The 26,217-nt window shown below is 58.2% G+C and carries 21 protein-coding genes; 8 read left to right on the top strand and 13 right to left on the bottom strand.

The genetic code is table 11. The annotated features are described in order from the left end of the window. Window positions 1-66: 66 nt before the first annotated feature. Complete coding sequence (locus tag QPL95_RS14175; protein ID WP_303291646.1) at window positions 67-2,487, top strand: xylulose 5-phosphate 3-epimerase; 2,421 nt, start codon at window positions 67-69, stop codon at window positions 2,485-2,487. Here the strand turns inward: QPL95_RS14175 and QPL95_RS14170 are convergent. Both QPL95_RS14170 and QPL95_RS14165 read right to left on the bottom strand, forming a co-directional pair. Beyond that, a complete protein-coding gene (locus tag QPL95_RS14170; protein WP_303291645.1) occupies window positions 2,468-5,206 on the bottom strand; it encodes an HAD-IC family P-type ATPase in 2,739 nt (912 codons plus the stop codon). The genes QPL95_RS14175 and QPL95_RS14170 overlap by 20 nt on opposite strands. Before the next feature lie 309 nt (window positions 5,207-5,515). Then, window positions 5,516-6,127, bottom strand: coding sequence for a Yip1 family protein (locus QPL95_RS14165; RefSeq protein WP_303291644.1), 612 nt, complete (start codon window positions 6,125-6,127; stop codon window positions 5,516-5,518). A gap of 245 nt (window positions 6,128-6,372) precedes the next feature. Between QPL95_RS14165 and QPL95_RS14160 the strand changes: the two genes are divergently transcribed. Next, on the top strand, window positions 6,373-7,176 hold the full coding sequence (locus QPL95_RS14160; RefSeq protein WP_303291643.1) for a dienelactone hydrolase family protein: 804 nt from the start codon (window positions 6,373-6,375) through the stop codon (window positions 7,174-7,176). A 72-nt stretch (window positions 7,177-7,248) separates the two neighbouring features. Here the strand turns inward: QPL95_RS14160 and QPL95_RS14155 are convergent, their stop codons facing one another. From QPL95_RS14155 to cysZ, 5 genes are all read right to left on the bottom strand, one after another. Continuing rightward, entirely contained in the window at window positions 7,249-7,455 is a 207-nt protein-coding gene (locus QPL95_RS14155; RefSeq protein ID WP_058341996.1) for a cold-shock protein, read from the bottom strand. A gap of 214 nt (window positions 7,456-7,669) precedes the next feature. Then, window positions 7,670-8,050, bottom strand: coding sequence for a fluoride efflux transporter CrcB (gene crcB / locus QPL95_RS14150; protein WP_303291642.1), 381 nt, complete (start codon window positions 8,048-8,050; stop codon window positions 7,670-7,672). Between the two features lie 13 nt (window positions 8,051-8,063). Continuing rightward, a complete protein-coding gene (locus QPL95_RS14145; RefSeq protein ID WP_303291641.1) occupies window positions 8,064-10,511 on the bottom strand; it encodes an acyl-CoA dehydrogenase in 2,448 nt (815 codons plus the stop codon). A gap of 154 nt (window positions 10,512-10,665) precedes the next feature. Next, window positions 10,666-13,527: an RNA polymerase-associated protein RapA gene (rapA, locus tag QPL95_RS14140; RefSeq protein WP_303291640.1), complete on the bottom strand. Its 2,862-nt coding sequence runs from the start codon at window positions 13,525-13,527 to the stop codon at window positions 10,666-10,668. Window positions 13,528-13,545: 18 nt separating this feature from the next. Next, entirely contained in the window at window positions 13,546-14,295 is a 750-nt protein-coding gene (cysZ, locus tag QPL95_RS14135) for a sulfate transporter CysZ (protein ID WP_303291639.1), read from the bottom strand. Between the two features lie 95 nt (window positions 14,296-14,390). On the opposite strand from cysZ, the gene QPL95_RS14130 reads away from it, so the two are divergent. Next, on the top strand, window positions 14,391-14,795 hold the full coding sequence (locus QPL95_RS14130; protein ID WP_303291638.1) for a VanZ family protein: 405 nt from the start codon (window positions 14,391-14,393) through the stop codon (window positions 14,793-14,795). 439 nt (window positions 14,796-15,234) lie between these two features. Here the strand turns inward: QPL95_RS14130 and QPL95_RS14125 are convergent, their stop codons facing one another. After that, on the bottom strand, window positions 15,235-15,915 hold the full coding sequence (locus QPL95_RS14125) for a methyltransferase (protein ID WP_303291637.1): 681 nt from the start codon (window positions 15,913-15,915) through the stop codon (window positions 15,235-15,237). A 113-nt stretch (window positions 15,916-16,028) separates the two neighbouring features. Between QPL95_RS14125 and mnmH the strand changes: the two genes are divergently transcribed. From mnmH to QPL95_RS14100, 5 genes are all read left to right on the top strand, one after another. Then, window positions 16,029-17,135: a tRNA 2-selenouridine(34) synthase MnmH gene (mnmH, locus tag QPL95_RS14120; RefSeq protein ID WP_303291635.1), complete on the top strand. Its 1,107-nt coding sequence runs from the start codon at window positions 16,029-16,031 to the stop codon at window positions 17,133-17,135. Window positions 17,136-17,264: 129 nt separating this feature from the next. Beyond that, window positions 17,265-18,098, top strand: coding sequence for a mechanosensitive ion channel family protein (locus tag QPL95_RS14115; protein WP_303291634.1), 834 nt, complete (start codon window positions 17,265-17,267; stop codon window positions 18,096-18,098). Window positions 18,099-18,261: 163 nt separating this feature from the next. Further along, window positions 18,262-18,810, top strand: a complete 549-nt coding sequence (locus tag QPL95_RS14110) for an aminoacyl-tRNA deacylase (protein ID WP_303291633.1) — start codon at window positions 18,262-18,264, stop codon at window positions 18,808-18,810. A 77-nt stretch (window positions 18,811-18,887) separates the two neighbouring features. Next, window positions 18,888-20,183 carry an FAD-dependent monooxygenase gene (locus QPL95_RS14105; RefSeq protein ID WP_303291632.1) on the top strand — a complete coding sequence of 432 codons (1,296 nt, stop codon included), beginning with the start codon at window positions 18,888-18,890 and terminating at the stop codon, window positions 20,181-20,183. A 41-nt stretch (window positions 20,184-20,224) separates the two neighbouring features. Further along, complete coding sequence (locus QPL95_RS14100) at window positions 20,225-20,590, top strand: histidine triad nucleotide-binding protein (RefSeq protein WP_303291631.1); 366 nt, start codon at window positions 20,225-20,227, stop codon at window positions 20,588-20,590. A 67-nt stretch (window positions 20,591-20,657) separates the two neighbouring features. Here the strand turns inward: QPL95_RS14100 and QPL95_RS14095 are convergent, their stop codons facing one another. From QPL95_RS14095 to pstC, 5 genes are all read right to left on the bottom strand, one after another. After that, window positions 20,658-21,677, bottom strand: a complete 1,020-nt coding sequence (locus QPL95_RS14095) for a CNNM domain-containing protein (protein WP_303291630.1) — start codon at window positions 21,675-21,677, stop codon at window positions 20,658-20,660. Between the two features lie 101 nt (window positions 21,678-21,778). After that, entirely contained in the window at window positions 21,779-22,501 is a 723-nt protein-coding gene (gene phoU / locus QPL95_RS14090; RefSeq protein WP_303291629.1) for a phosphate signaling complex protein PhoU, read from the bottom strand. A 31-nt stretch (window positions 22,502-22,532) separates the two neighbouring features. After that, a complete protein-coding gene (gene pstB / locus QPL95_RS14085; RefSeq protein WP_303291628.1) occupies window positions 22,533-23,420 on the bottom strand; it encodes a phosphate ABC transporter ATP-binding protein PstB in 888 nt (295 codons plus the stop codon). 11 nt (window positions 23,421-23,431) lie between these two features. Next, on the bottom strand, window positions 23,432-24,709 hold the full coding sequence (pstA, locus tag QPL95_RS14080; RefSeq protein WP_303291627.1) for a phosphate ABC transporter permease PstA: 1,278 nt from the start codon (window positions 24,707-24,709) through the stop codon (window positions 23,432-23,434). Then, window positions 24,702-26,090 carry a phosphate ABC transporter permease subunit PstC gene (gene pstC, locus QPL95_RS14075; RefSeq protein ID WP_303291626.1) on the bottom strand — a complete coding sequence of 463 codons (1,389 nt, stop codon included), beginning with the start codon at window positions 26,088-26,090 and terminating at the stop codon, window positions 24,702-24,704. The genes pstA and pstC overlap by 8 nt, the downstream gene beginning before the upstream one ends. Between the last annotated feature and the right edge of the window lie 127 nt (window positions 26,091-26,217).

Genomic DNA, 26,217 nt, shown 5'->3' with positions numbered 1-26,217 from the left:
TCAAGGGCCCTGGCGTCGTCCGACATTAAAATCCTTCGACAATCACTGGCGCCATGGAGGCCGATTATGTCTTCGCCGATTAACCAAGCCGATGCACTGAATACGGCAGCCAACGACTCTGTGTTCGAATGCTGGCGGCAGGGCTATGGCGTAATCCGGCATTCCGATGACACCGCAGCCAACGTGCAGGCTCTGGCAGCCAATCTGGTCGCTGGTGGTTTCCAACCCGATGCCGACACCGCCTACCGCAAGCTGATTGCGCTGGATCGACTGACCAGCGCAGGACTGTGGCTGGTGGTACACATGACCTACTGCAACCGGGTGGACCCTTCCGGGGCCAGCCTTAAGCCGCAGGACTTCAAGCCCTCACCCGAAGGTCATACCGGGGGGGCGCTCAATATGGTGCCGGCCTATGGGGCCTACCTCGCCCTCAACAACCTGACCGGCACCACCCGAAGCTGGTTGATGGGCCAGGGGCACTGCGTTGCCGCGATTGACGCGTTGAACGTGCTGACGGGCAACCTGTACCCGGAGCAACGCACCCGCTATCAGGCACCCGATGGCCTGTCCCTGCTGGCATCTGACTTTTACAGTTACCGACAGAAGCAAGATGGCACCATGGCCTCGCCTCTGGGCAGCCACGTCAATCCCCACACCGCCGGCGGCATTCTTGAGGGCGGCTATCTGGGCTTTGCCGAATTGCAATACGCCCATATGCCGCTGCCAGGGGAATCCCTGGTGGCCTTTCTTTCGGATGGCGCAGCCGAAGAGCAGCGCGGCAGTGACTGGATTCCACGCTGGTGGCGGGCTGAGGATTGCGGGCTGGCACTACCGGTGATGATTGCCAATGGCCGGCGAATTGAACAACGCACAGAGCTGGGCACCCGCGAAGGCATCGAGCGCTTTGAAGAGCACCTTAAGGCTCAGGGCTTTGAGCCTGTTCGCTTTGACGGCAAAGACCCTGCTGCCTTCGTCTGCGCCCTGTTCAACATGGAGCAGGCCCTGAAAGCCCGAAGCGATGCGGCGCTGGAAGGCCGTTGTCACTACCCGGCCAAGATCCCCTACGGGATTGCCCAGACGGTTAAAGGTTTCGGGTTCTACGGCGCGGGTGTCAATGCCGCCCACAACTTGCCATTGCCCGGCAATCCCCGCCTGGACACGCGGGCCCGGGAGCTGTTTAACGACCACATCACACCACTATGGGTTGAGCCATCCCAACTCCAGCAAGCGGTTATCGAACTCAACCAGCACGACCTGCAAAGGCGGGTGCCTGAGAGAGATCATCCGCTGGCCACCAGAAACCCTGCCGATCCCAGGCTGCCTGTTTTGCCCTGGGCACAACACAGCGCATCGCCCATGACGGCGGTGGACGAATTCTTCCGGGCACTGGTGGCGGCCAACCCGAACCTCCGGCCTCGGGTTGGCAATCCGGACGAACTGGCCAGCAACCGGCTTACCGGCGTGCTGAAAGACCTGAAACACCGGGTGAACGATCCGGAAAGTGCCGAAGAGTCGGTACACGGCAAAATCATAACCGCCCTGAACGAGGAGGCCGTGGTGTCTGCCTGCCTGGCCAACAAGGCCGGGCTGAATCTGGTCGCAAGCTATGAAGCCTTCTGCGTCAAAATGCTGGGAGCCATTCGCCAGGAACTGATTTTCGCCCGGCATCAAAAGGAAGTTGGCCGACCCGCGCGCTGGCTCGGGCTGCCGATCATAGGCACATCCCATACCTGGGAGAACGGAAAAAACGAACAATCACACCAGGACACCACCTTCTGTGAGGCCATGCTGGCCGAAATGAGTGATGGCTCGCGGGTATTGTTCCCGGCGGATTACAACAGCACCCTGGCCGTGCTGCCCTCAGTGTTCAACAAACGGGGCACCATCAGCTGCATGGTCATTCCAAAACGGGAGCGGCCCTGCGTATTCAACGCCATCGAAGCGCAAAGCCTGGCCAGCCACGGCGCACTGGTGGTCGACGAAGACACCTCAGCCGGCGAAGAACCGCTGCTTCTGATTGCCTGTGGCGCTTATCAGCTATCCGAGGCCATTCGCGCCTGTGAGCGACTCAGAGAAACCGGCACCCCTTTCCGGCTGGTGTACCTGCAGGAGCCCGGTCGGTTCCGGGAGCCCCGAGACCCGATGGAAGCCGAGGCCTGCCTGACCGAATTCGAGCGCGAGCGCCTGTTCCCTCATCGCATGCACCGACGGGTAGCCCTGACGCACATGCGTCCGGAAATTTTCCGGGGACACTTGCACACACTGTTTCCTCATCCCGGTCACTCCCGCGTGCTGGGCTACATCAACCGGGGCGGCACCCTGAATGAAAGTGGTATGTTGTTCGCCAACCGGTGTTCCTGGGGCCACGCTCTGGCCGCCTGCGCTGCCGTTCTGGACAGGCCACCCGGCGAGTGGCTGTCCAGTGCCGAGCTGGCTGCGGTGGAAGGCCGGGGCGACCCGTCGGTGATTACCCGCGGGCTGCCCTGAGCAGCCGCCGGATAACCGTTTCCAACTCCAGAATTACCAGCACCGCGACACCCGCCAATACGGCAAATGCCAACGCCTCCCAGGACAGTGGAGCGCTGATAAAGGTTGCCTGAAACCAGGGGAGGTAGGTAAACAGGGATTGCAGAGCAATCACCGCCACCACCGCAATCAACACCACCGGCGTGCCCAGAACGCCCCGCAAGGTGATCGACGCTGTGTCCAGATAACGCACCGCAAACAGATAGAATACTTCCATAGCCACCAGGGTATTAACCGCCAGCGTGCTGGCAATCACGGTGTCGTCATACCGATGCATGGCCCAGAACCAGGCGCCAAAAATACCTGCCAGGAACAACAGCGACACAAACGCCACCCGCCAGACCACAAACCCCTGCAACAGAGACTCATCCCGGGGCCGTGGAGGCTGATTCATCACGCCTGGTTCTGTCGGCTCAAACGCCAGGGTCATGGCCAACACTACCGAACTGACCATGTTCACCCAGAGAATCTGCAGCGCCGAAATGGGCAGCGCCAACCCCAGCAACAGCGCAGTGATCAGGCTGATGGATTCGCCACCGTTGATCGGCAGCATAAAGGCGATGCCTTTGCGCAGGTTGCTGTAGACCGTTCGCCCCTCCCGGACCGCCGCGACAATGCTGGCAAAGTTGTCGTCGAGCAGCACCACGGAAGACGCCTCCCGGGCCGCTTCAGAGCCCTTTACGCCCATGGCAATACCCACATCCGCCCGCTTCAGGGCCGGCGCATCGTTGACACCGTCGCCTGTCATGGCCACCACCCCGTGCAACGCCTGCAGGGCCTCGACCAGGCGCAACTTGTGCTCTGGACTGGTTCGGGCGAAAACATCTACTTCGCCGGCCGCCTGTTGCAGCTGCTTGTCATCCAGGTGATCGAGCTCTTTACCCGTGAGCACTTTGTCGGTATTACGCAGCCCCAATTTGCGGGCGATAGCACCGGCAGTCAGCGCATGATCGCCCGTGATCATCTTCACTCGAATGCCGGCACTGTGGCATTCCTCGATGGCCCGGATGGCCTCTTGCCGGGGCGGGTCCAGCAAACCCACCAGCCCTAGCAGTTCTGCGCCTTGCTCCAGCTCTTCAACCATCAACTGTTGCTGGCGACTACCGGGCGTGGGTTTGCGGGCAAGGGCAAGAACCCGGAGGCCCTCCGAGGCCATCTCGGAAATTCGGGACTCCCAGGTTTTGTGTTCCAGAGGCATCCGCTCGCCGGTTGCTGCCACCTCGTGTGTGCACATGCCCAGAATGCGCTCAGGGGCACCCTTGAGGTAGGCCACCTGGTGGCCGTGGTGATCGTGATGCAACGTTGCCATGTAGCGGGTAGTGGTATCAAAAGGCACCTCGTCCACCCGGGGCCAGTCCCGGGCGCTGGCCTCCACATCAAACTCCGCCTTGCGGGCAAATACCTTCAGGGCGGCTTCCATTGGGTCGCCATGTATCGCCGGCTGACCGTTACGATGGCTGATGCTGGCGTCGTTGCACAAGGCCGCCGCCCGGGCAAGCTCTTCCAGTACCGGGTTGCCGGTGGCTGGCTGCCCATTCTGTCGGATAACCCCGTCAAATCCGTAGCCCTCGCCCGACACCTCATAGCGTTGGCCAGCGGTCATCGCCGTCGTTACCATCATTTCGTTGCGGGTGAGCGTCCCTGTTTTGTCGGAACAGATCACCGAGACCGCGCCGATGGTTTCAATCACCGGCATCCGTCGCACCACCGCTTTACGCCGCGCCATCTGACGTACCCCGATGGCCAGGGTAATCGTCAGAATGGCCGGCAGACCTTCCGGTATGGCCGCAACCGTCAGCCCCACCACGGCCATGAACAGTTCCCGGAACTCAAGCCCACTGAACGCCAGGCCGCCGAAGAAGATAGCAATGCCAGTAACAATCACGATGACCGACAGCACCTTGGCAAACCGGTCCATCTGCTCCAGCAGAGGGGTTTTCAGTGAAGTCGTACTGGCCAGCAGGCCCGAGATACGGCCAATTTCGGTGTCGGCACCGGTACGAACGACCACCCCACGGCCGGTGCCGGTGGCCACCATGGTGCCGGAGAAGGCCATGCCGGCCTGATCACCCAAGGCTGCACCCGCATCCACCGGCTCCGGGGACTTATCCACGGCCTCGGATTCGCCGGTGAGGATAGCCTCCTCAATTTTCAGATTATGGCATTTCTCCAGGCGGACATCCGCCGGCACCCGATCACCCGGCTCCAGCAGCACCGTATCCCCGGGCACCAGTTCGGCAGCATCCAGTTGATGCTGACCATCTTCCCGCACTACACGGGCCTTGGGGGCCAGCATGTGCCGAATAGCCGACAATGCCTGCTCAGCCTTTCCTTCCTGCAGAAACCCAACCAGCGTCTGGATGACGACCACCGCCAGAATGACACCGGCATCTACCCAGTGGCCGAGCGCACCGGTGATCACTACGGCTGTCAGCAACACATAAATCAGGAAATTTTTGAGCTGGCGTCCCAGGCGCGCCAGAGGCCCCGCCCGACTGGTTTCGGGTAACTGATTCGGGCCATAGCTGGCGAGGCGTGCTGTCACCTCGGCGGAGTTCAGGGGGCCGGGTGCCCCGAGTTGCTCGCGGGTACCCGAAGCTTCAACCGAGTGCCATGTCGCCACAGCCGGAACGGGGGGCTTAGCAGCTCCATGGGAAATCGCGGATGATGGTCTGGGCATGGCCTGCTCCCTGCAAACAAGTGATGTCCTACTACAAAGCAGTGTAAGCGAAATGCCAATGCGCCAGATCAATCGACCAACAAACAATCTGACAGCCACACCCGGCACAATGCACCGGGCAGCACTCTTAACGGCATCCAGGAAGTGCCAGTCTGCGCGAGCCTCATCCGGGGTGAACGTTAAGAAAGCGTTGCCGGATTACGACAGGGCTGTGGCAAATTCCGACAACCGGGCACAAACAGAAGATTGAGGCAAAAAAAAGCGGAGGCTGATGATGCCTCCGCTTTTTTCCTGAACTGTCATCAGCGACTATCCGCTGATAAAAACCGGTCCGACGCCGAGGTTCCAGATAATCACCGAGCCCACCCGGGTGGAAACGAGAATCACCAGCGCAACTGTCAGCAACGCACCGCTGTACATGACCGCCCGCTCCTTCTCGATGCCCATGACGATCGGCAGACCATCGTACATCAGCCAGGCGCCGTAACAAGCAGCTACCAGAAATACGATGGCATTAAACCAGGGCACGGGATAGAGCAATGCGAAGCCCGCGAGAAACAAAGGTGTGCAGGAATAGGCTGCAAGGGCAATACCGTTGGACGGTGTGTGTTCTTCCTGAGCCCCGTAGGTTTTTGCCATCCAGTTAATGGCGTATCCCAGCGCAAAAACGCCCACCAGCATCGCTATGTAGGTCAGTACACTGAGCTGTATGGCGCTGATCTCGGTCAGCTTGATCAATCGTTCGTTGCCAACCGACCAGCCAAAATGGGCTGTCGAAATGTACGCACATATCGGCGCTATCGCGGCCAGCAAAACCACATACGCCACGTAAAGCGTGGTGGGGTTTTCGTGTTCTTTCCGTATCGACGCCCACTCCTGATCGGGGTGGGTAAAGAGACCAAACGCATGAGACAGGAGCATAGACTACCCCGCATTATTACTGTTGTTGGTATGGGTAGATACGGCGCCTGAACCAATTCAGACTTACAACCGTTCTTAGACTTAACTATAGTCAAGAATGCGCGGTGTAAAAGGACACTTTGATTCCATTTTGTTCATAGCCCGGCGTTGTCATACTCTTTAGTTCTTGAGCAGTGGTTCATCGGCCAACGCTGAATCGTCGTATTGCAAGGAACACCTGTACTTAACAAGGAGCGAGATTACCCATGATGAACCTTCTGAAAAGGCGCACGGCTGCGGCCCTTACGCTCGCAGCTGCCAGCATCACAGCACAAGCAGAACTGCGAACAGAAACCATCGAATACACACTGGACGGCCAGACCTTCAGCGGATACATGGCCTGGGACGACGAAGCGGATGGCAAACGGCCCGGGGTGCTCGTTGTGCATGAGTGGTGGGGCCACAATGACTTTGCCCGGGAGCAGGCCGAAAAGCTGGCGGCGGCCGGCTACACCGCGTTTGCATTGGACATGTACGGTGAGGGTAAGCTTGCCGAACACCCAGACACCGCTCAGGCATTCATGAAAGAAGCCACCAAAAACCCCGAGCAGGTTAAAGCCCGGTTCATGAAAGCGAAAGAGCTTCTACAGAACCATGACTCCGTGGATGCCAGCAAGATTGCCGCCCAAGGCTACTGTTTTGGTGGAGCGGTCGTGCTGAACATGGCTCGGATGGGCGTTGATCTTGACGGTGTGGTGAGCTATCACGGCGCACTGGCCAGCCCGGTCCAGGCCGAAGCCGGTAAGGTACGCGCGCAGGTTCAGGTTTACACTGGCGGTGCAGACCCCATGGTGCCGGCAGAGCAGGTGGCGGGCCTGGTGCAGGAGATGCAGAACGCTGAAGTGGATCTGACTCTGGTGAGCTTTCCCGGCGTGAAGCACTCGTTCACCAATCCCGGCGCAGATGCGTTTGCCGAGAAGTTTGGCATGCCAGTGGGCTATGACGAAGATGCCGCCAGCCGCTCGTGGAGTGGCACTCTGCAGTTTTATGAGCGGATTTTTGCCGACTGATCAAACGCGGGAACCCGATACGAAAAAAGGCAGCCGTAGCTGCCTTTTTTGATGTTCCTGAATCTTTACAGATTACAGCGGAACAACGTTCTCCGCCTGAGGACCTTTCTGGCCCTGAGTTACGGTGAACTCAACTTGCTGGCCTTCGGCCAGGGTCTTGAAACCAGAGCCCTGAATGGCGCTGTAGTGAACAAATACGTCCGGGCCGCCTTCACGAGTGATAAAACCAAAGCCTTTCGCTTCGTTGAAGAACTTAACAGTACCGGTAACAGTAGACATACGTAAACTTCCTGAAATCAATCATTTTTCTGCTGCCACACACCGTTTGGCGCTGGTCAGCGTGTTACGGAAAAACTGGACTCGCGGGATCAAAAACATGACGGCACTACTAACTGCGGAGGTACGTCTTATTCATGAACTGCTGCACTAATCTTTCCTTCAAGAAACACTCTACTCTGGAATTTCCGGCTTGCCAAGGGTATTTAAAATAAATTCAGCCCCTGATCAGGGAGAAGGTCCAGAACCCCAAAGCGGTCATCACAATCGAGCCGACCACATGGGCCAGAATCCCGGTGAGGGCCATCGCCCACTTCCCTTCCTGAAGTGCACCGAACATTTCCAGAGAGAAGGTGGAAAACGTAGTAAGCGCGCCGCAAAGGCCAGTAATGGCAAACAGCCGCCACTCCGGTGCCAGCGTACTGCCGTGGGTAAAGAATCCAATCAGCAACCCCACCAGCCAGCCACCACTCAGATTGGCAGCCAGGGTGCCCCAGGGAATCGCATGATAGGAAGAGTTCAACCACAGCCCCAGCGCCCAACGAAGGTTGGCGCCGATAACGGCGCCAACACTTACGGCAAGGGCGGACAACCACATAACGGCGGCTGCCTCAGGCCGGATTGTGATCGATAAGCGTCGCTTTGTTGCGAGCAAACTCATCAAACGGGAAGTCGTCCACCGTCAGCATTTCCAGCACAAGAGCTTCATACTGGCGCATGAATTCTGCTTCCTCCTGAGTGAAAACATCTGCCTCAAGAGCCGCTTCAAAACGCTCCTCCGGGTGCAGCGCGGTCATCGGCAGCTCGCCTTTGGCATAAGCCTTGTTGGCCTTTCTGTACAGTTGCTCAGCCTTGTCGTAATCCTTGAGAAGGCTGTTGTACTGCGCTACCGGATTGGCCACGTCGCCTTCGCCGTCGGTGGTCCAGGCACTGGCCATCAGCTTGCTGCGCACTGGCGTATCGGTCGAAATTGCCCGAGCCAGTTTACGGGTGAGTTCATCACCAGGCTCAGCCCAACACCGGCCAATCGGCAGGGTGATCGCCCGCAAGGCGAAAGCGACCGGACGGTTTGGCAGGTTCTTCAGGAACTCGTCCAGCGCTTTTTCAGTGCGGTTCAGCAACAGAACCATGCTGTACTGCATCAGCTCTTTCTCGCCTTCAACCGGTTGGGTTTCGTGCCAGTTCTTCAACACCATGGAACCCAGGTACAGATTGGCCAGCATGTCCCCCAGCCGAGCCGAGATCAGCTCTCGCATCTTCAGCTCACCACCTAATGTGGTCATAGCCGCATCGGCGCACAGACCAAAGGCCGAGCTGAAACGGGCCAACGCCTGAGCGTACTTGCGGGAGGCACTGTCGAACGGCACGTCAGCCTTGCCAACACCCAGAGCCTGGGTAAAGGCCCGGGCAGCGTTACCGAAAATCAGCCCGGCGTGGCCGAAGAAGGCTTCATCGAATGCCTCGATATCGTCGTTATCCTTGGCTGCCAGCTCTTTCAGTACGTAAGGGTGGCAACGGATGGCACCCTGACCGAAGATCATCAGGCTGCGGGTCATGATGTTGGCACCTTCCACGGTGATCGACACCGCCGCGCCGCTAAAACCGATACCCAGATAGTTACGGGGGCCCAACGTCACCGTCTTGCCACCGTGCACATCCATCGCATCGGTGAGAATGTCACGCTGAAACTCAGTCAGATGGTATTTGAGAATGGCGGACGGTACCGCGGGCTTTTCACCCTTGTCGATCATGTTTGCTGTGTGATTGACCGCCGCCTGGGCAATGTAGGTTTTACCGGCAATTCTCGCCAGCGGCGCCTGCACACCTTCCATTTCTGCCACCGGTGTATTGAACTGGCGACGAACCCGGGTAAAGCCACCCGCCGTGCCTACCGAGTATGCAGCAGCCCCTGCTGCTCCGGAGGGCAACGTGATGCAGCGACCTACCGACAGACACTCAACCAGCATCCGCCACCCCTGGCCGGCCATTTCCTGGCCACCGATGATGTAGTCCAGGGGAATAAACACGTCCTTGCCCTTGATCGGGCCGTTCATAAACGGCGTGCCGATCGGGCAGTGACGACGGCCGATTTCCATGCCGTCGGTATTCCGGGGAATCAGGGCACACGTGATGCCGTGATCTTTGGTCTCGCCCAACAAGCCATCAGGGTCAAACATGCGAAAGGCCAGGCCCACCACAGTGGCCACCGGCGCCAGGGTAATCCAGCGCTTCTCAAAGTTAAGGCGAATACCCAGAACTTCCTTACCGTCCACTTGCTGCTTGCAGACAATACCGGTGTCCGGCAACGAGGTAGCATCAGAACCAGCACGCGGGCCAGTCAGGCCAAAACAGGGAATTTCACGACCATCTGCCAGGCGCGGCAGATAATGCTTTTTCTGTTCTTCTGTGCCGTATTTAACCAGCAGCTCACCTGGCCCCAGGGAGTTGGGAACACCCACGGTCACCATCAGCATTTCATTAGCGGCAAGTTTCTGCAGTACCGCTGTCTGGGCTTTGGCGGAGAAACCCAGGCCGCCATATTCCTTGGGAATGATCATGCCGAAAAACTTTTCTTTCTTCAGCAGTTCCCAGAGTTCTGCCGGCAGATCGGCCCGTTCAACCGCCAGATCCCAGGCGTTACACATGGCAATCGCCTGGGTGCACTGATTATCCACAAAGGACTGTTCTTCTTCACTCAGACCGGTGTGGCGATTGATCAGCAGGTTGTGCCAATCCGGACGGCCGGTGAACAACTCACCATCCCAGCCAACCGTGCCCGCTTCGAGCGCGACTTTTTCGGTGTCTGATACCTTCGGAGCCACTTTTTTGAACATGGCGAAGACCCGCGGAGTCAGCCAGTTCCTGCGGAACTGGGGCAAACCGGCAGCGGCTGTGGCTGCGGCGCCTACAAATAACAGCAGAGTCAGCCAGCCAGACCCATTAAACAGGGACAGCACGCCCACCACCAGCATCACACCGATCGCGGGCTTGGCGCCGGACTCACGGCGCAGTACATACAGCAGGCCCGCAAGTGCTACCAGAAACAGAATCAAAGTCATCGCAAGTTCTCTCTGTCTTCCATGGATTAGAGTCTTTGGTGCATGACCAAAGGCATTTCACTAACAATTCGTTACGTTAAACTTACCCTAACAGATGCTTGCGCACCAGATAACGCCTCGCTTGTTGCCCCCCTGGCGCCATCACGGGCGTTAGTCAGGACGTCACGATCACCCGAATACCCTCAAGCGCCAGGCTGGCATGACGAACCGCCTCCCGGGCAGCATCCAGCTGGTGGCGCAGAAAATCGATTTCTTCATCGCGAATGGCAGGGTTCACTTTTTGCAAAGCCTCAAGCCGGCGAATTTCGGGTTCGAACCCGGCTTCAACCTGCTCCAGCGCTTGCGCTTTCAAGGGTGCGAGGCTGGGCTCTGCGAGCCGCTCAACATGATCGACCATAGTTTCCACCTCGGCCCGGATCTTCGGCACGATGGCCTGGGCCGTGCGCCGGCGGATGTTGGAACACAACTCGTTCAAGCGATCATGAGGCAGCGCCTTGGACAGGTTTCGACCGTTCACATCCACGACCAGCCGCAGGGGTGATACCGGCAGGTAGCGGGTCAGTTGCAGCGTTTCCGGCGCCGGGCAATGCACCGCGAACACCGCTTCGAGCAACAGGGTGCCGGCCGGCAGGGCCTTCACCGACAGGCTGGCCAACGCCGCCTTACCCAGCCCGGAGCTGGTGACCGAATCCATCACACCGGTCACCATCGGGTGCTCCCAGCTCATGAAGGCCATGTCTTCCCGTTGCAGGGCCTGCTCCCGTTCCCAGGTCACGGTCAGGCCGTCTTCCGGCAATTCAGCCACATGACCAGCCTGGTACTGCTCGCCTGGCTTGAGGATATCGGCATGCTCGCTGTGATCTTCGATGTCGACACCCAGAATGTCGAAAGCCTGCACCATGTAATCCCGGACCTGCGCCGAGCCTTCTTCCTGCTCGATCTCTCCGATCAGGGCGTTCGCCTCGTCCCGGCGGCAGGAATTCAGCTCGATCAACGCATCCCTGCCATTATGCAGCAGGGTTTTCAGGCGTTTGGTTTCCGCGGCACTGGCCGCCAGCAAAGGCTCCAGCAGTGTGTCGTCGCCATCAAGCGCCTTTTGCCAGTCGTCGCTCACCTGTTCATGGACGGCCACGCCGACGGCGCAGCTTTCCGCAAAAGCATTCAGGCCTTCCTGGAACCAGCGGTACTGGACTTCCTGGCTGGTGCCCTGCAGATAAGGAATGTGAATGCGGATGGCTTGATTCTGGCCGATTCGGTCAAGCCGGCCGATGCGCTGTTCCAGCAAGTCAGCATTAGCGGGTAGATCAAACAGCACCAGATGATGGGCAAACTGGAAGTTACGGCCTTCGCTGCCGATTTCCGAGCAGATCAGGGCCTGGGCACCCTGCTCGCTGTCCGCAAAATAAGCCGCGGCACGGTCCCGCTCGATCAGGCTCAGGTGCTCGTGAAAGGCCGCGCTACGGATGCCCGCCCGCAACTGCAGGTAATGTTCAAGGGCCATGGCTGTATCGGCACGGGCACAGATCACCACTGCTTTCGCCGGGCGCAGGCTGGCCAGCTTCTTCTCCAACCAGGCCACCCGGGGATCTTCCGCCAGCCACTGCTCTTCTGGTACCGACTGCTCCGGCGCCAGGCCGGCTTCACCGTGGCGAAACTCGTCATAAAGCGCGGGGCAGGCCAACGGCTCCGGTAACGGCTGCCGCTCGGGAAAACCCTGAATGGCGGCCCGGGTATTGCGGAACAACACACGGCCGGTGCCATGGCGGTCGAGCAGCGCATCGATCACTGCCTGATGGGCGTTGTCTTCTGCCAGCAGCTCATCCAGTTCTTCGCCGAGCCAGCTGGCAAGTGCCGCATGGTCGTCCGGGCTAATGCTGTCCGGTGTTTCAAGCAACCGACGCACCACTTTATTGATGGCCTCGTACTGCTGTTCTTCCTGCCGGAACGCCTCCAGATCGTGAAACCGGGCCGGGTCGAGCAGGCGCAGACGGGCAAAGTGACTGGCCACGCCGACCTGTTCTGGCGTGGCGGTCAACAGCAGCAAACCTTTGCTGGCAGCAGACAGACTTTCAACCACTTCGTATTCCGGACTCGCCTGTTCCGGCGACCAGGCCAGATGGTGCGCTTCGTCAACCACCATCAGGTCCCAGCCGGCAGCCAACGCATGATCCCGCGCCTTCTGACTGCGCACCAGAAAATCGAGGCTGCACAACACCAGCTGATCGGCTTCGAACGGGTTGACGCTGTCCTCATCACCGAAGATATGGCTCATCAGGGCGTCGACATCGCTTTCCTGGGCCTTGAGGTCGTCGTAGCGACTCTGGTCGACGATGGAGAAGCGCAGATTGAATCGGCGCAGCATTTCCACCAGCCATTGATGAATCAGCGAATCCGGCACCACAATCAGGGCACGGCGGGCGCGGCCGGTGTGCAGCTGGTAATGCAGAATCAAGCCGGCCTCAATGGTTTTACCCAGGCCGACTTCGTCGGCCAACAGCACCCGGGGCGCATGACGGCGGGCGACTTCGTGGGCAATGTACAACTGGTGCGGCAAGTGTTGGGTACGGGCACCAATCAGGCCCTGAGCAGGAGACGCCCGCAGGCGGTCCTGATGCTCCAGGGTCGACACCCGCAAGCGGAACGCACCGTTACGGTCAAACTGCCCCGCAAACAGGCGCTGATGAGGCGCCGAAAAATTCACAGAGCCGGCCAGCTTGACTTCGGAGATCGGGTGAATGTTTTCACCATCATCACCGTGGTACACCAGAACGCCGTGGGCCTCCTCAACGGCACGCACAAGGTACTTCGCGCCATCAAAGGTTTCGATTTCCTCGCCCTGCTGATACACAATCCGCGACAGGGGCGCATTATCGATGGCGTAGGTGCGCTCCTCATCGGCCGAGGGAAAGCCCAGCGTAACTCTGCGCCCCGATACGTCGGTCACAATCCCCAACCCCAGTGCCGTATCACTGTGGCTGACCCAACGCTGACCAATGACAAATTCCGATGTTTCCAAGAAACCTCCGCTGACAAATTACTGACGTGTTGAATCGTTTTCGCGAACCCAGAAAGCGGTAGCTCCGCACACTGCCGCCGGCACCACAATCAGGTTCAGTATCGGTACCATGGCGGCCAGGGCTACCGGCAGGCCAAAGCCGAGCGCCGACAACCGGCTGGCCGCCAGATCCCGGCGCAGTCTCGGGAAGCTGACCTTATGGTTGTCTGCCGGATAGTCCACATACTGCAGTGCCATCATCCAGCTGTTGAACAGAAACCAGAGTACCGCGGCCACCAGATTGACTACCGGAATCAGGCCAATGATGAACAGACCCAAAGCCCGGGGCAGGTAATAGGCAATTTTCTGCACCTCCCGCCAGAGCGCGCGGGGAATGTCCTTGATAATAGCCGCCCAGCTGCCATCGGTACTCACTTCCTGGCCGGTCAGGTGTTTTTCGGTCAGGTCCGCGAGATAGCCATAAAACGGCGAACCGATCAGGTTGGCAATGATGACAAAGCCGTAGGCCAGCATCAGCAGGATCACAACGCCGTAAAGAATCCAGAACAGCCAGTCCAGCGCCTGCAACCAGGCCCAGTCGGGCAGCCAGGCCATGGCACCGGCTATCAACAGGGAAAACAGCTCGCCGAGGAAATAGAACAGCAGGCCAAACAGAAAAATATTGATCACAAGAGGAATGATCACGAACAGCCGAAGTCCGGGCTGGCGAATCAGCCTGAACCCCTCCCCCAGGTAGCCCAGTCCTCGAAAAAAATTGCCTTTGAGCATTGCTGGTGGCCCTCCGCTGCCATGACAATAACGGGGCGCAAAGCATATCATGTCAGGCTCATTCCCACAGCCTGCAACGACTTTCGGATTCCTCTATGCTCCGCCTCCGGCACACTTTTTATACCATTTTGCGCATGCGTCGACTCTGGCAGGCCGCATTATTCCTGTCTGTCGCAGCCATTCTGTATCTGGCCACCACCAACAGCAGCTACCCGATTCCCGCCTCTGCCAATGACAAGATCAACCACCTGATCGCGTTTATAGAGTTGACCATCGTTACCCGCCTGGCCTGGCCGCGACTGAGCGCACTCTGGTTCGCACCGGCTTTGCTGGCGTTCGGTTTTACTCTTGAGTTAGTGCAATCGACCCTTCCATACCGGGATTTTTCGCTTGTCGATGTGCTGGCAGACGCCCTTGGCATTGCCATTGGCATGCTGCCCTGGCCAGGCATTCGCCAGGCTGGACAAATCCAGGTAGGAGATACGCCCGGCTCCTTGTGAGATATCTCCTACAGGCTTGTAAGATCTTGTAGCCAGATTACGTGCGCAGCCAGAGGCATTCACCCAACGACTAGCAACATATTACTGTTTTTTAAGGGATTACTCTTGAGGAGAAAGCAGGCCGTTCAACTTTTCGTGCACAGTTCACACGCTTGTAAAGGTGGCATTGGTATAGTGATCAACGTCAGGGATGGCAGGGAAAAGGACGACGCATAGGATGCACCCCCGCAAGGACAGTGGGGAGAGGCAAGGACACAGGGACGCCTCGCTTAAGGGATACCGAATTGGATAGCCGGCTCGGAGGCTGGCACCAGGGAAAGGCTCAAGGATCTGGCAACAAGGCTGTTGCCCAAAGCGCACGGAGGCGCCAACCTGTACCGACTATGAACTACCAGGATGGCGGTTCAGTACCTGTGAAGGGCGGCTTTCGAGTCGCCCTTTATTTTTTATAGGCAGAATGACCCTGCTTTCCCCGCGCCATATAGATGCGCACCTTATTGAACTCCTCAAACTCGTTCAGGTCCGGCCAGGTTCTGGCCTCCATCGTTGCCAGCAGCTCATAGGCGTTGTCGCCCAGGTCTTTTACCCGGGAATCGGCCAGCAGCACTCGCTTGCCAGCGCATCGAAATGCGTCCAGCAGTGGCCTGTTTTCGGGGTCATAAAGCACGTCAGCAGCGGTGATCAGGTCAAGGTTATCCGGGCGCCTGGCCCAGTCGTCACAAAGCTCTACTTCAACACCGTTGAGCCCGGCGTTGGCGGCGGCCGCATCCAGGGCAGCCGGATCAATATCACAGGCAATTGAACGGGCCGCGCCCGCCAGGGCCGAAGCAACCGCCACGACACCGGAGCCGGAACCAAAGTCGAGCACCGTTTTACCGGCCACCGATTCCGGATGGCCCAGAACCCACCGGGCCAACACCTGCCCGCTGGCCCAACAGAACGACCAATAGGCCGGCTCAGCCACAACAGCCTGAGCCTCATCATGGCTAAGCGGCCCTTCCAGCACCGACGGATCAAAGAGGTACAGTGGCAAGTCTGGGCATCCGGCCGGCGCCGACCTGGCCACACGGCCGCGGCTGAGTGTTTTGCGAAGGTGCTGGTTGAGGTGTTCCGGCGTCATGAGCGATCCTGTCAACATGGTACGAGGCCGCCATTGTACCCTCACCCGGGATGCCCGGATATTGACAGTCCGGTATACTGCCGCCTCACCCAGAACAACAGTGATCCGAGGACATGGCTAGCAGACCCGATACCGATGACTACCTGAATCTGTTCCTGAACGAGGTGCCGCTGATGGATGTGCGGGCGCCCGTGGAGTTTGCCAAGGGCAGCTTTCCGGGCAGCATCAATGCGCCCTTGATGAACGATGAAGAACGGCATCGCATCGGCATATGCTACAAGGAAAAAGGTCAGGACAAAGCCATTGAACTGGGTCACCAGTTGGTTTCGGGGGACATAAAAGCCCAGAGAATTGAAGCCTGGACGCGATTCGTCGCCAAACATCCTGACGGCTACCTTTTCTGCTTCCGGGGCGGGCTTCGCTCAAGACTGACGCAACAGTGGATCAAAGACTCCGGCATCGATTTCCCGTTGATCAAGGGCGGGTATAAAGCCCTGCGCCGCTTCCTCATCGACAGCCTTGACCAGCTCATTGAGCGCGAGGAATTCCGGATTCTCAGCGGGCGCACCGGCACCGGCAAAACCCGGGTGCTGATGGATCTGCCCAATCCGCTGGATCTCGAAGGCCTGGCCAACCACCGGGGTTCCAGCTTTGGTCGCCAGGTCAGCCCCCAGCCCTCCCAGATCGACTTTGAGAACCGGCTGGCGGTGGCCATGCTGAAGGCCCACCATCGGGTGGGAGGGCCAGTCTATCTGGAAGACGAAAGCCGGTTGATCGGCCGCTGCGCCATGCCCGAACGCCTGCGAGCCCGGATGAGCGAGTCTGGGCTGTTGGTTCTGGAGCAGCCGCTGGAGGAGCGCATTTCAATCATTCGTGCTGATTATGTTGAGGGCATGCTGGCCGACTATATTGCCCGGGACGGCGAAGAAGCCGGTTGGCTTAACTACCGGGATTACCTGCTCAGCGCACTCGACCGAATCCGTAAGCGCCTGGGCGGAGAGCGCCACCTGCATTTGCGTACCTTGATGGAGGATGCCCTGGCGCAGCAGACCAAAGGGTCTGCCGACGGGCATAACGCCTGGATAGAAGGCCTGCTCAGGGACTACTACGACCCGATGTACGATTACCAGCTCAGCCAGAAACAAGGCCGGATCCTTGTTCGAGGCGGCCCTGATGTGATCACGGAGTACGCCCGCACACATCACTCCAAAAACCACTAGTTCCGGACATTTATCGGCCTGAAACACTTATTGTTCAAATACCTGTTCTATACTGGGTGCTGAAAAATTTCAGAATGCCCTGATTTACTCTTAAGCAAGACAAAATACTAACGACCAAGGAGTTTCAAAATGGAAGAGCTTTTCAGCGCCAACGGGCAAGCGTCCGAATGGATAGATCAGGCCATCACCCTGATCATGGCCTACGCCCCCAAGGTGGTTCTCGCCATCATCACCCTGATCATCGGTCTCTGGTTGATCAATCGGTTTGTGGGCGTTCTGGATGCCAAGCTCGGCAAAAAAGATCCCACCCTGAATAAATTTCTGTGCGGTCTGCTTGGCGCCATCCTCAAGATTCTGCTGCTGATTTCTGTCGCCTCCATGGTTGGCATTGCCACCACCTCCTTCGTTGCGATTATCGGTGCCGCCGGTTTGGCCGTTGGTCTGGCACTGCAAGGCAGCCTTGGCAACTTCGCCGGTGGCGTACTGATCCTGATCTTCAAACCCTTCAAGGTTGGTGATGCCATTGAAGCACAGGGGTTCCTCGGCTCCGTGCGTGAAATCAGCATTCTGTATACCATCGTCGACACCTTCGATAATCGCCGGGTAGTGATCCCTAACGGTCAGTTGTCTAACTCCAGCCTGATCAACATGAGCGTTTACGAAACCCGTCGCTGCGACATGACCTTCGGCATCGGTTACAGCGACGATATCGATAAGGCCAAAGACATCTGCAAACGGCTGATCGAAGAAGACGAGCGCGCGCTGAAAGACCCTGCCCCAATGGTTGTAGTTGGCGCTTTGGGCGAAAGCTCCGTTGACCTCACCGTGCGCGCCTGGACCAAGGCCGGCGATCTGTGGCCCTTCTACTGGGACATGCAGGAGCGCGTGAAAAAGGCGTTCGATGCGGAAGGCATTTCTATTCCGTTTCCCCAACGCGACGTACATATGATCAAAGCGGACTAACCGGAACCCGGTCACACGGGCACAACCGGTTATTCGCAAACCGCAGATCCTGGGCTAAGCTGACGGTAAGGCAGGTGGGCAACCCCTGCCTGCCACCGGAGCCCGGCCCGGGATTAGGCGGAAGGCTCTACAACACTGTCCATGCTGTCAGGAGGTTGTATTTATGCCGGTACAGCAACTCAAAGAATATCTGGACAAGGCTGGCGCGGAGTACCTGTGCCAGGCCCACCCCCCTGCCTTTACAGCACAGCAACTTGCCCATCATGTTCAGATAGCCGGTGACCGCGTGGTCAAGACCGTCATCATCGAGCTGGATGGCAAAATGGCCATGCTGGTGATGCCCGCCACCTGGCGAGTTCGCTGGGACCGGTTGTCCCACGTGCTGGATACTGACTTTGTAGATCTTGCAGACGAGCAGGAATTCCAGGATCGCTTCCCCGACTGCGAAGTGGGAGCCATGCCCCCCTTTGGCAACCTCTTCGGCATGACCGTGTACTGCGCCGAAGTGCTGACAGAGCAGCCGGAACTGGCCTTTGCTGCCGGCAGCCATACCGAATCCATCCACATGAAGACCGTGGACTTCCTCAACCTGACTCAACCCATCGTCATCAATCAGGGATTTGTTCGCCCCGGCGCCCAGAAACCCGCATGGCTGCAAAAAAGCCGTCGAAAGCCGGAGCCCCGGGAGGAATCCGTCCTCGCAGGTTACTGAAACAGCCCGGATTGACTCCGGTCGCTTGTCTGCAATGCGGCATCGCGTAAACTGATGCCAACAGACAGGAACCGGATATGACCCAAGCATTTGACATCATCATCGTTGGCGCCGGCATGGTCGGCGCAGCACTTGCTACCGGCCTTGGTCAACAGGGCGTTAAAGTTGCCCTGATTGACCGGGCTACCCCTGCAGACTTCGACGAGCATGCCAGCCCGGACATCAGGGTATCTGCGCTCAGCGCCGGCAGTGAGCGCTACCTGCAAAGCCTGGGGGCCTGGCCTGGCATTCTGGCCATGCGGGCCACCCCGTATCGACGGCTTGCCGTCTGGGACGAAACGCCACACCCACTCAGCAAGCTGTTGCCGGGCACATTGACACAAGTCGAGTTCAACGCCGCCAACCTGGGCGCCTCGCACCTGGGCCACATCGTTGAAAACAGCATTACCCAACGTGCCCTCTGGCAAACCGCCGAACGGGAACCCGATGTCAGCTTGTTTACCGGTCAGGCCATCACCGCCTTACATCAGACGGCTGAGTCCGCCACTGTCAGTCTGGAAGATGGCAACCAACTGAGCGCCCAACTGGTTATCGGTGCCGACGGTGCCCTGTCGCAGGTACGAGACATGTCGGGCATCGGCGTCACCCGGGACCAGTACCAGCAACAGGCCATGGTGATTTCTGTCCGGTATCAGGGTGAAGTCGAAGATATTACCTGGCAGGGTTTCTTCCCGAGCGGTCCCAGAGCCTTCCTGCCACTGCACAGTGCTGGCAGCAACAACCCGGGCGAAAGCTGGGGCTCTCTGGTGTGGTATGACAGTCCCGACCGCCTGGCCGAACTCAAAGCCATGGATGACCAGCAACTGATGGCCGCCATCACCAAAGCGTTCCCGAAGCGGCTACCGACGCTGACGCACATCGACGCCAGTGCCAGCTTCCCCATTGCCCGCCAGCACGCCAAGCACTATTTCAGCCATCGCGTGGTGCTGGCCGGCGATGCCGCCCACACCATCAACCCGCTGGCCGGCCAGGGTGTGAACCTGGGATTCCAGGATGCGCAGTGCCTGCAGGGCCTGCTGAAAGAAGCTCGCCGCAACGGTGACGACCTGGCCAGCAGCCACTGGCTGAAGCTGTACGAGCAGCAGCGCCGCCCCGCCAACCGGCGCATGATGCTGGCAATGGACCTGTTCTACCACCTGTTCAGCAATGCCATTCCACCGGTTCACCTGGCCCGCAACATTGGCCTGGGTGCCGCCCGCGCCCTGCCCTTTGCCCGCAATCGCGTAGCCCGTTATGCCATGGGCCTGGACGACCAGCCACCCGCGCTGATCAGGGAGCTGGCAAACCGCTTACCGATTCCGAACTGGCTGTAAACCACAACGCTGGGACCTGACATAACAACCAAGGAGCGAACATGTCTGAAACCATTTTCACCAAAATCATCAACCGGGAAATCCCGGCGGACATCGTCTATGAAGACGACCTCAGCCTGGCCTTTCGGGACATTAACCCCCAGGCGCCGGTGCACCTGCTGATCATCCCCAAAAAGGCCATCGCCACCATCAATGACATCGAAGAAGGTGATCGGGAAATCGTGGGTCACCTGTACTGGGTGGCGGGAAAACTGGCCAAAGACATGGGCTTTGCCGAAGACGGTTACCGGGTGGTGATGAACTGCGGGGAAAATGCCGGGCAAACGGTGTTTCACATCCACTTGCACCTGCTCGCGGGTAAGCCCTTGGGCTGGCCGCCCTACACCGACAAGATGAAGCAGGGCTGATTCCCGCAGTATCAGCCGCTGAAGGTGCGGGGCCTCAAAGGCCCCGTCCTCAACTCAAAACCCCGAATTAATTTGCGGAGCGCCGGAGCCTGCGACTCCAACGCTGTTTGGCATAGCGGCGCAGATTAGAGACGTTATCCGTTTCATCCATGATCTCGGTGCCCAGCAAAGTCTCCAGAATATCCTCGAGAGTGACCACGCCCAGCCAGGTACCCAGTTCGTCATAAACCACCGCAATATGCTGGCGCTCCCGCAGCATTTCCGAAAACAGGAATTCAATGTTGGTTGACGCTCGAACCCGCTTCACCTCCCGAAGGTAGTCCGTGAGGTTGGCCGTGTCCTCCATTGTAATGAGGTCCGAACGGTGGACATAGCCCAGGGTTTCGCCCTCTTCATCAAGCATCGGATATCGGGAAAAAGGCGCTTTTGACACTTTCTGCCGGAATTCCGAAACGGTCGTCTCCGGGCCGATGAATTTGCAGACAGTTCTGGGCGTCATGACCGCGCTGACTTTGATTTCGTGAAACCGCAGTACGTTCTGGATCATCCGGCGTTCGTCTTCATCCAGCGACTGCTGGTCCCGCCCGATTTCTGCCAGGGCACTGATTTCAGCCCGTATGTCTGTCTCACCTTCACCTTTGGCAATACGGCGGGTCACCTGTTTGGACAGCCAGACAAACGGCAACAAGGCCTTCACCAGAAACCCGAGCGCCGCAGGCAACGCCGGCGCGATACCGCGCCAGTATTTGGCGCCAATGGTCTTGGGAATAATTTCAGAAATAATCAGAATCGCCAGGGTCATGATCGCCGAGGCAGCGCCCAGCCAGGCCTCCCCGAACAACACAGCGACCTGGGCACCAACACCTGTGGCACCGGCGGTATGGGCAATGGTGTTCAGCGTGAGTATGGCGGACAGAGGATCATCGATGTCGTCCTTGAGTTTGCGTAACCGGAGAAAGAGGTCCGGCCGGTCTTTCTTCAAGGACGCAATGTAGCTGGGCGTTATCGATAATAACGCGGCCTCCAGAATGGAGCAGAGAAAAGAAAAGCCAATTGAAATAATCGCGAAGGCGATAAGAAGAGTCATATATCCCCAGAGTTAATCATGACTCCGACAGAATATAGGAAATCCCGGGACGAACAAATACTGGCGGGGTACGCAAATGCACACCCCGCACCAGCACGGTCTCAGCGCCCCACCACCCGCTCGGCTTCTTCCATCGGCGAATGGCGAACATCCTCACCCTTGGCCATGAAAATCACGTGTTCTGCGATATTGCAGGCGTGATCACCGATGCGCTCCAGGGCCCGAAGTACCCACATCACCATCATGCAACGGGTGATGTTGCGGGTGTCTTCCATCATAAACGTCAACAACGTTCTTGCCGCTGCCTGGTACTCTTCGTCGACCTGCTTGTCTTCCTTCATGATGCGCAGGGCCTGCTCGGAATCCAACCGGGCAAAGGCATCCAGGGCATCGTGCAGCATGGCCAGCACGTGATTGCCAATGTGGCGAATTTCGACATAACCGCGGGGAGCCTGGCCCTCTTCGGCGAGCTTTATGGCCATTTTTGCGATCTTTTTGGCTTCATCCCCCACCCGCTCAAGATCCGCCACCATTTTGATCACTGAAATGACAAGACGAAGGTCCCGGGCCGTTGGCTGGCGACGAGCAATCACCAGAATGGCCTCTTCATCCAGATCCATTTCCATCTTGTCGACTTTCTTGTCGCCGAGGCGTACCTGTTCCGCGAGCTGGCTGTCACTGTCAACCAAGGCCTGCAACGCCTGCTCTACCTGGCTTTCGACCATACCGCCCATGTTCAGGAACTGGGTTTTCAATTCGGTCAGTTCATCATTGAACTTCGCGGAAATGTGATCCCCGTATACATCGTCTTTTCTATTCGGCATAGCTTATATCTCCACTTTTTGCTTGGCCTGCTCAGCCGAAACGACCTGTGATGTAAGACTCGGTCAACTCATGTTCCGGGGAGGTAAATACTTTATCGGTCTCGTTCACTTCCACCAGATGCCCCAGATGAAAATAGGCCGTGCGATGGGATACCCGCGCGGCCTGCTGCATCGAGTGAGTGACGATCACAATGGTGTAGCTCTCCGACATTTCAGCGATCAGCTCTTCTACTTTCGCGGTTGCGATCGGGTCCAGTGCTGAGCAAGGCTCATCCATCAGAATCACTTCCGGGCTGACCGCAATCGCACGGGCAATACACAGACGCTGCTGCTGCCCGCCCGACATGCCCGTTGCGGTCGCGTCCAGACGGTCTTTTACTTCATTCCACAGGCCCGCCTTGCGCAAGCTGTTTTCTACAATCTCGTCAAGATCCGATTTCCGGTTTGCCAGGCCGTGAATGCGCGGGCCGTAGGCCACGTTGTCGTAGATCGACTTGGGGAACGGGTTTGGTTTCTGGAACACCATGCCCACACGGGCACGCAGCTCTACCACGTCTTTCTTCGAATGGTAGATATCCTCGTCATCCAGCATCAACTGGCCTTTGACCTTGCAGATATCAATGCTGTCGTTCATCCGGTTCAGGCAACGCAGAAAGGTAGACTTACCGCAGCCCGAAGGCCCGATAAACGCAATGACCTCGTTGCGACCGATGTCCAGGCTGATGTTCTTGATAGCCGGGCTGTCGCCGTAAAACACTTCTACATTACGCAGCTTGAACTTCGGGTCGTCCGCGAAAGGTTTACCGACCGTCACGCCCTCTTCCAGCACCGTATCTTCTGGCCTTTCTTCGGTTACCGGCATGACCTTTTCCTCTGGCACCTGGGCTTCACTGGCTATTGTCGAATTCATGGTGTTCATCACTAATCTCCTTACCACCGGCGCTCGAGACGTTTACGCATCCAGATGGCCAATGCATTCATGGTAATCATAAAAGCCAGCAGAATCATGATGCCGGCCGAGGCCAGTTCAACGAAGCCTTGCTCGGAACTGCTTGCCCACAGGTATATCTGGACCGGCAGCACTGTGGCAGAACTGAAAAATCCATCGGGTATGTCGACAATGAACGCCACCATACCGATCAACAGCAACGGAGCCGTTTCGCCCAGGGCCTGAGCCATACCGATGATGGAGCCTGTCAGCATCCCGGGCATAGCCAGTGGTACCACATGATGCAGTACCACCTGCATCTTGGACGCCCCGATACCCTCGGCGGCTTCCCGAATAGACGGTGGTACGCTCTTGATCGCGGCCCGACTGGAAATGATGATGGTGGGCAGTGTCATCAATGCCAGTACCAGACCGCCTAGCACCGGCACCGAACGGGGCAGCCCGAACACCCCGATAAACACCGCCAGGCCCAGCAGACCGAAGATGATGGAGGGTACTGCCGCCAGGTTGTTGATGTTCACCTCAATGAAGTCCGTCAGCTTGTTCTGGGGCGCAAACTCCTCAAGGTACACCGCCGCCGCCACCCCGACCGGGAAGGCAATTACCAGGGTCACAACCATGGTCAGCATGGAACCGACAATGGCCCCGAGAATACCGGCGTTGGACGGCTCACGGGAATCACCCCGACTGAAGAACACATCATTGAAGCCGGTATCAACCACACCTTTTTCCACCAGTTCATCCACCCAGCGCTGCTGCTGCTCCGACAGGCGAATACTGTAGGCCGGATTGTCGGCGTGTTTCACATAAACCGACACCGTGTCGTGCACCAGAAATTCCATGCTCTGGGTGGTGCCCAACAGTTCTGGCTGCCGAACCAACAGGTCGCGGATCTGGTTGCTGGCGTAGCTACCCGCCAGACGGCTCAGCTCCCGTACATCCTTGCGCTCCTCAACCTCGGGGAAGTACGTCTTCAGTGCTGCAATGATGGGCGCCTGAAAATCCGCCATGGACAACTGATCCTTGTCGGTCGGGTCGTCCAGATACATCTGTTCGCCATCCAGCACCACTTCCAGCGTCATGGTGGTTTTGATAAACCCGGTATAGCCCTTGCCGATGATGTCGGTAAACAGCACCACCAGGGACAGCAGGGCGATGGCAATGGCAGTCATACCATAGAGCCGGAACCGGAGTTCCTTGCGATACCGCCGCTTGAGCGACTGGCGGACAATCTCCGCCTGTGAACGTTGATCAGTCATACTGTTCCCTATACTTGCGGACAATCTTCAGGGCAATCACGTTGAGTGCCAGGGTGACGATGAACAGCATCATGCCCAGAGCAAACGCGGCCAGAGTCTTGGCGCTGTCAAACTCCTGGTCACCGGTCAGCAGGGTAACAATCTGCACCGTGACCGTCGTGACGGAGTCCAGCGGGTTGGCAGTGAGGTTGGCCGCGAGGCCCGCCGCCATGACCACGATCATGGTTTCACCGATCGCCCGGGAGGCCGCCAGGAGAATGCCGCCCATGATGCCCGGCAAAGCGGCCGGGAAGATCACATTTTTCATGGTTTCGGACTGGGTGGCGCCCAGCGCCAGGGAGCCATCCCGCAGCGTTTGGGGCACGGCGTTGATCACGTCGTCAGACAACGACGAAACAAACGGAATGATCATGATGCCCATCACCAGACCGGCCGCCAGTGCGCTCTGGGACGACGCCTCAAGGCCAATGCTTTCAGCCAGGTCGCGGATAAACGGCGCCACCGTCAAGGCAGCAAAAAAGCCGTAGACCACGGTAGGTACGCCCGCCAGCATTTCCAGCAAGGGTTTGATGATCGAGCGGGCCGGCTTGGAGGCGTACTCCGACAGATACACCGCTGACAGCAAGCCAACCGGCACCGCCACCAGCAGCGCGATGGCGGAAATCAGCAGAGTACCGGTAAACAACGGAATTATGCCGAACGCGCCGTCGGAACCCACCTGATCAGCGCGAAGCGCGGTTTGCGGACTCCAGGAGGTACCGAACAGAAACTCGGTGAGCGGAACCCGCCCGAAGAACCGGACGGTTTCGAAAATCACGGAAAACACAATGCCCACCGTGGTCAGCACGGCAACCGCCGCACAGACAAAGAATATCCAGCGTAACGCACGCTCGACGTTCTCCCGGGCATTGATATGCGGCTGAACCCGAGACCAGGCGTAAGCCGCGCCCAGCACCGCCAACAAAAGTACCAGTGTGGTTTTGAAGTTACTGCTTTGCTGCTTGAGTGAATGCAGCAAGTCCGCAGCGCCGACCACTTCCACCGGAACGAACTGTGGATCCAGCTTGCCAGCCGCCACATTGGTGATCTGCGACAGAATCAGGCTGGCCTGACCTTCAGATTCCGGAGCCAGCTCCGCTGGCAAAGACGCTACAACAAGGTTCTGGATCACCTTGCCTTCAAAGCCTGCCCAGGCACCCAGCACCAGTAAGGCAGGAATTGCACACCACAACGCTGCGCGTGCTGCGTAGTAGAAAGGCAAAGCCTTGAGGTTCCGGATACCGCCAAGTGGCTGGGCGACAGCCCGTGACCGCATATAGGCCAGACCATAGGCAATGACGGCAATCACCAGTATCAGGGGCAACAGATTGGCCGTTTGCATAACGTTCTCTGTGTCGTGTGAATGTTGAGTTAAAGCCAGATCAACGTTTTTATTATTGTGCCAGTTTAGCGGCTTTTTAATTCATCTGTTTGTAACAAAAGAACGCGAACCTCCCCGGCCCGCGTTC

The sequence above is a fragment of the Marinobacter sp. SS5-14b genome, from assembly GCF_030541005.1.
GTDB lineage: Bacteria > Pseudomonadota > Gammaproteobacteria > Pseudomonadales > Oleiphilaceae > Marinobacter.
Note: the sequence above shows the minus strand (reverse complement) of the source record. Positions and strands in the feature narration are given on the sequence as shown.

Excerpts from the sequence above, each read along its gene's own strand:
- QPL95_RS14105 (WP_303291632.1), top strand. The coding sequence starts at position 18,888 with ATGACCCAAGCATTTGACATCATCATCGTTGGCGCCGGCATGGTCGGC.
- pstB (WP_303291628.1), bottom strand. The coding sequence starts at position 23,420 with ATGAACACCATGAATTCGACAATAGCCAGTGAAGCCCAGGTGCCAGAG.
- phoU (WP_303291629.1), bottom strand. The coding sequence starts at position 22,501 with ATGCCGAATAGAAAAGACGATGTATACGGGGATCACATTTCCGCGAAG.
- crcB (WP_303291642.1), bottom strand. The coding sequence starts at position 8,050 with ATGTGGTTGTCCGCCCTTGCCGTAAGTGTTGGCGCCGTTATCGGCGCC.
- QPL95_RS14110 (WP_303291633.1), top strand. The coding sequence starts at position 18,262 with ATGCCGGTACAGCAACTCAAAGAATATCTGGACAAGGCTGGCGCGGAG.
- mnmH (WP_303291635.1), top strand. The coding sequence starts at position 16,029 with ATGGCTAGCAGACCCGATACCGATGACTACCTGAATCTGTTCCTGAAC.
- QPL95_RS14095 (WP_303291630.1), bottom strand. The coding sequence starts at position 21,677 with ATGACTCTTCTTATCGCCTTCGCGATTATTTCAATTGGCTTTTCTTTT.
- pstA (WP_303291627.1), bottom strand. The coding sequence starts at position 24,709 with ATGACTGATCAACGTTCACAGGCGGAGATTGTCCGCCAGTCGCTCAAG.
- QPL95_RS14165 (WP_303291644.1), bottom strand. The coding sequence starts at position 6,127 with ATGCTCCTGTCTCATGCGTTTGGTCTCTTTACCCACCCCGATCAGGAG.
- pstC (WP_303291626.1), bottom strand. The coding sequence starts at position 26,090 with ATGCAAACGGCCAATCTGTTGCCCCTGATACTGGTGATTGCCGTCATT.
- QPL95_RS14130 (WP_303291638.1), top strand. The coding sequence starts at position 14,391 with ATGCTCCGCCTCCGGCACACTTTTTATACCATTTTGCGCATGCGTCGA.
- QPL95_RS14170 (WP_303291645.1), bottom strand. The coding sequence starts at position 5,206 with ATGCCCAGACCATCATCCGCGATTTCCCATGGAGCTGCTAAGCCCCCC.
- QPL95_RS14125 (WP_303291637.1), bottom strand. The coding sequence starts at position 15,915 with ATGACGCCGGAACACCTCAACCAGCACCTTCGCAAAACACTCAGCCGC.
- QPL95_RS14100 (WP_303291631.1), top strand. The coding sequence starts at position 20,225 with ATGTCTGAAACCATTTTCACCAAAATCATCAACCGGGAAATCCCGGCG.
- QPL95_RS14155 (WP_058341996.1), bottom strand. The coding sequence starts at position 7,455 with ATGTCTACTGTTACCGGTACTGTTAAGTTCTTCAACGAAGCGAAAGGC.
- cysZ (WP_303291639.1), bottom strand. The coding sequence starts at position 14,295 with ATGCTCAAAGGCAATTTTTTTCGAGGACTGGGCTACCTGGGGGAGGGG.
- QPL95_RS14145 (WP_303291641.1), bottom strand. The coding sequence starts at position 10,511 with ATGACTTTGATTCTGTTTCTGGTAGCACTTGCGGGCCTGCTGTATGTA.
- QPL95_RS14175 (WP_303291646.1), top strand. The coding sequence starts at position 67 with ATGTCTTCGCCGATTAACCAAGCCGATGCACTGAATACGGCAGCCAAC.
- QPL95_RS14115 (WP_303291634.1), top strand. The coding sequence starts at position 17,265 with ATGGAAGAGCTTTTCAGCGCCAACGGGCAAGCGTCCGAATGGATAGAT.
- QPL95_RS14160 (WP_303291643.1), top strand. The coding sequence starts at position 6,373 with ATGATGAACCTTCTGAAAAGGCGCACGGCTGCGGCCCTTACGCTCGCA.